Genomic DNA, 4082 nt, shown 5'->3' on the forward strand with positions numbered 1-4082 from the left:
TGGATAATGAGTCAAAAATACAGTTTTCCATTTTATACATACTAAAGACTGGGATATTAGTAATATTAGCAAACTTAATTCGGTTATTTCTAAAAGTGTTATTAATGTTACTTGCTCCCATATCGAGATTAGTTATATCTACAAAATTATTATCAACCATATTTACTTGATAAGAATTGTTAGAGGCTAGTCTTATATTTCCGCCCTGAATACTATTTTCTGAAATATTTACATAGGCATTTGCGAAATTAGAGTTCATTAATCCAATTGAAGTTCCACAGTTATAAATGACATTCCCTTTTATATTTGCATATAATAGGCTATAAAGGTTGATCCCATTCATATCCATGTTATATATATGATTATTCTCGATTTGAATTGAATAGCATCCAGCTAATATTCCCTGATTACTCCCATACATAAGGTTGTTTCTAATCACACAATTATCACCATATGAATCTTCCTGGTTAATAGCGTATCTAGTCGGATCACTAAAAATAGGTTTACCATCGAGGAAGCTATTACTACCTTTACCATTGTCTCTTATTGTATTATGCTGCACTATATTATAACTTCCACCAAGCGATATGCCACCTCTATGTCCATTAAATATTTCATTATATTCAACGATATTATGATGAGGAATCAACCCAAATTTCAGTGTGATTTGAAGATTTTTGGCTGGGTTTGTTTCGTTGAAAAAAAGCATTCTCATTTTGGCAGCACCTAATGGTATGGAAATATCAGTATATATCTTTCTCTTCTTTAGAACTCCAATAAAAGAATTGTCTGCTTTGTAGAAGAAGACATCTACGTCCTTATTAATCAATGCTGTTAATCTAGAATATCCTGCTCCAGCTATTTGGAATGAGGAAAATTGAGCATCAGTTGGAATATTAATGAATCCCGAAGCAAGTGTATTTGTTGAAGAAATAGTTTGACCGGTTGTATAATCGATAGAATTTAAGGAGAGATTCATATTAAATTCAGCTAGTTCTCTAATCGAAGAGCTCGAAAAGGTTATATTATCACCCATATAATCTCTAACTATACAATGTTTTATAGAACTATATTTTGTGCTTTTTTGAAAAATAACTCCATAAGTATGTTCCATTTTTCTTTCTTCTGCTAAATTTGTGAAACTTCGATCATCTCTACAGCCAATAATCGTCCCACCAATTAAATGAGCGTTTGTAACATTCTCGAAGGATATGCTATTTCCTTTGAAATTGTAATAATCCGTCGTTTTCCGATTATCAAATGGTGATTTTCGATCAGAGTCATAAATAACTTTTAAAGTGGAGCCATTTAAATCGAACGTCATATTGTTAGCCATTTTGATTTCTCTTGGATAACACAAAGCATATTGGCCTTTTGGTAAAACAATACTTGTATAGCCGTTATTAAATGCGTACTGTATTGCATTGTTTATTCCTTGAATGTTTGTATCAGCTTGGATATAATCTAAATCTTTGTAGGGCTTACTTGGGAGTCCTTGTTTTATATTCCATCTATTTAGTTCTATTAAATAACTTAATGACAAAGTAAATCACCCACCTTTATTCATTCTTTTGTTCTCTATAATAAGGTATTCACTTAATATAATAATGGAACGGCTATTCATTTATAGTAACAAAGTTGATTATAGTTATTTTTGAACAGTTGTCGATAAACCGGTCTTTCGTATATTTGTTAGACCAATAGTCATAACATACCTTTCTAGACTATCTTAAAAAATTTAATGATTATAGTTTTATTAAATTTTTTAGACTAATAAGTATATACCATGACAAAATTCATGATATCTTTCAACTTATGTTCTTTAAAAAGAACCTAAAATCATTTATAATGAATTAAATAGCTGCAAGAAAGATGTATTCTAGGCTATTTATACTAAAAAAAGAGGAGGCACTAAATTGAAAAACGAAGAAATGAAACCGCAATATCATAAACCGATGGTCTTAGATCATAGGTCTATCCATTTCGAAACAGCACAGAGTTGGAATCCAGGAAAGGGCAATCTAGATCACCCTGGTACAGGAAATAATGGTAATAATTGGCCGTATAACAATCCAAATCCAACTCCTGGTGGTGCTGGTACTCCCGGTAAAGGCCACGGAAAAGGATAAATAGTAGAATATTCGCTTAATGTTTAATAATAAATAGTTATTACAGTGTTGCATTTTATTTTACCTTTTTGAAATAGAAATCATATCAACCGAAAGGTAACCATAATCAATCTCTTTTACCGAGCCGATGTTAGTGATTTTCTATTGGCTCGCTTTTTAAAAATAAACGTAAGGAGTCAATTATGAAGGAGTTTTATAGTAAAATTGGGGATCATATCATTAAAATTACCCATCCTACAGATTCTTTAATTAATTTGTTTAAAAATCATTTTGCAACTAAGGAAACAAAACCTGATCTCTCTATTACAATTCAAGAAGGCTACGGTAACCCATTTTCCAATTACGAAGTGAAGATTGAAAAAACAGTAGATAAAATCAATTTTCAGAGAACAGACTACATGATTGAAGTTGATTCGGAGTACAAAGAAGCAATCGTTTCTGTTTATGATGATTTAGCTTTAAAGCATGCATTAATGAATTTATATAGTTCTTTCATCATCTATCATAATTGGGGACTTTTAATTCATTCATCGTGTGTAATTGAAAAAGACACCGCTCATATTTTTGCGGGACAGTCAGGAGCAGGGAAGTCTACTGCTGCCAAATTATCTTATCCTCGGGACTTACTCTCAGATGAAGCAACTATATTAAAAATTACACCAGGTGAAATCATTGTATGTAATTCTCCTTTTCGAAGTGAACTTGAATCAAGTAAGTATTTGAAGGGTCACCCTTTAGGAAGCATTCAGCTATTATACCAATCTCTTCAAAGTCAGAGAATTTCCGTTAAGAAATCTGATGCGCTTATTGAATTGATGAATAAAGTGTTTTATTGGGAAACTAGTGCCGAAGAAACAAGAAATATTCTAGGGTTATTAAGAACTGTAGTAGACACAGTGCCAACTTTTAAGCTTTATTTTCAAAAGAACAATACTTTTTGGGAGTTGATTTCATAATGGTGCAATATATTCAATGTGAAAATTCGGAAACCACTTGGCTGGATCAGGAATGGCTTATTTTGCATACAAGTAATTTTACCATTACAAAACTTAACGAATTAGGTGGTTTTTGCTGGTCTTTATTAAGGGAAGCTCAATCGGTCGATTCGATTATTGAGGCGGTTCAGGCGAATTATAATACAATTGAAGAAATCACAAAAAATGATATTGAGAAATATTTGTTGGATTTGGATAGGTGTGGACTGATTCAATATGTTGTTTGATGAGCAAACAATCAATCTATTAAAAGCAGTCTTGAAGAAAAATGGCCATATCGATATACCAGCTCAAGGTACAAGTATGTTTCCTTTTATTCAAGAAGGAAATCTTTGCCGATTTATCGTGTGTGAACCTCAAGAGTTAAAAAAAGGGGAAGTGGTTTTGTTTCATTTAGAGACAGGACAACTTACTGCTCATCGGTATTACGGAAGTAAAATGATGAATAATAAATCCTTCTTTGTTTTTAAAGGAGATACAAATTTAGGCTTTGATCAGCCTGTTTGTGAAGAGCGGATTATTGGCAAGCTTCTCTATGTTCAAAAAGAGAAATCTTTACTAAATGTTTCAGATTTTCGAGCCTTTTTTTGGGGAAAATTAATTCTTCTTTTTCCGATGCTCTCTAGTATTCTCAGACAATACTTAAATCGTAAAAGTAATATACTATATTGAATCATTATGGAGTGTTTGGATGATGAAAAGATTCTTAACAATCATTAGACCGTATTTTACGTGGAGTGATTTTCAAAAAACGTTTATACTTTTAAAACCGTTTGTTCTGAAACGTAAAAAAGCTTATTTTATTTTGTTGTGTATCTTAATGATTGACATTTTCTTCACATTAGCGTTTGCTTGGTTCTTTGGAAGTATTACGGATGCTGCCATTACTAGTAATCTCGAACGAATTAAAATATTAATTCCGATTGGGGTAGGACTTATTGTATTAAATATTATCTCG

At 31.8% G+C, this 4082-nt stretch carries 5 protein-coding genes and 1 pseudogene (1 of these 6 running past the window's edge); 5 read left to right on the forward strand and 1 reads right to left on the reverse strand.

The genetic code is table 11. The features are described from left to right. On the reverse strand, window positions 1-1336 hold the 5' portion of the coding sequence (locus V7068_RS22340; RefSeq protein ID WP_499714621.1) for a right-handed parallel beta-helix repeat-containing protein. Its footprint begins 23 nt before the window's first position; only the first 1336 of its 1359 coding nucleotides appear in the window; its start codon is at window positions 1334-1336; its stop codon lies beyond the left edge, outside the window. A gap of 580 nt (window positions 1337-1916) precedes the next feature. Between V7068_RS22340 and V7068_RS22345 the strand changes: the two genes are divergently transcribed. The 5 genes and pseudogenes from V7068_RS22345 to V7068_RS22365 all read left to right on the forward strand — a co-directional run. After that, on the forward strand, window positions 1917-2129 hold the full coding sequence (locus V7068_RS22345; RefSeq protein ID WP_499714617.1) for a hypothetical protein: 213 nt from the start codon (window positions 1917-1919) through the stop codon (window positions 2127-2129). A gap of 182 nt (window positions 2130-2311) precedes the next feature. Further along, window positions 2312-3085 (forward strand): hypothetical protein, encoded by a 774-nt coding sequence (locus V7068_RS22350; protein WP_499714618.1) that lies wholly within the window; start codon window positions 2312-2314, stop codon window positions 3083-3085. After that, on the forward strand, window positions 3085-3351 hold the full coding sequence (locus tag V7068_RS22355) for a PqqD family protein (RefSeq protein ID WP_499714619.1): 267 nt from the start codon (window positions 3085-3087) through the stop codon (window positions 3349-3351). The genes V7068_RS22350 and V7068_RS22355 overlap by 1 nt, the downstream gene beginning before the upstream one ends. After that, entirely contained in the window at window positions 3341-3796 is a 456-nt protein-coding gene (locus V7068_RS22360; RefSeq protein WP_499714620.1) for a S24/S26 family peptidase, read from the forward strand. Before V7068_RS22355 ends, V7068_RS22360 begins: the two co-directional genes overlap by 11 nt. A 19-nt stretch (window positions 3797-3815) precedes the next feature. After that, window positions 3816-4082, forward strand: a pseudogene (locus V7068_RS22365) (ABC transporter ATP-binding protein); the annotation flags it as partial.

The organism is Bacillus sp. JJ634, assembly GCF_036962285.1.
GTDB classification, from domain to species: Bacteria; Bacillota; Bacilli; order Bacillales; family DSM-1321; genus Peribacillus; species Peribacillus asahii_A.

Excerpts from the sequence above, each read along its gene's own strand:
- V7068_RS22350 (WP_499714618.1), top strand. The coding sequence starts at position 2,312 with ATGAAGGAGTTTTATAGTAAAATTGGGGATCATATCATTAAAATTACC.
- V7068_RS22355 (WP_499714619.1), top strand. The coding sequence starts at position 3,085 with ATGGTGCAATATATTCAATGTGAAAATTCGGAAACCACTTGGCTGGAT.
- V7068_RS22360 (WP_499714620.1), top strand. The coding sequence starts at position 3,341 with ATGTTGTTTGATGAGCAAACAATCAATCTATTAAAAGCAGTCTTGAAG.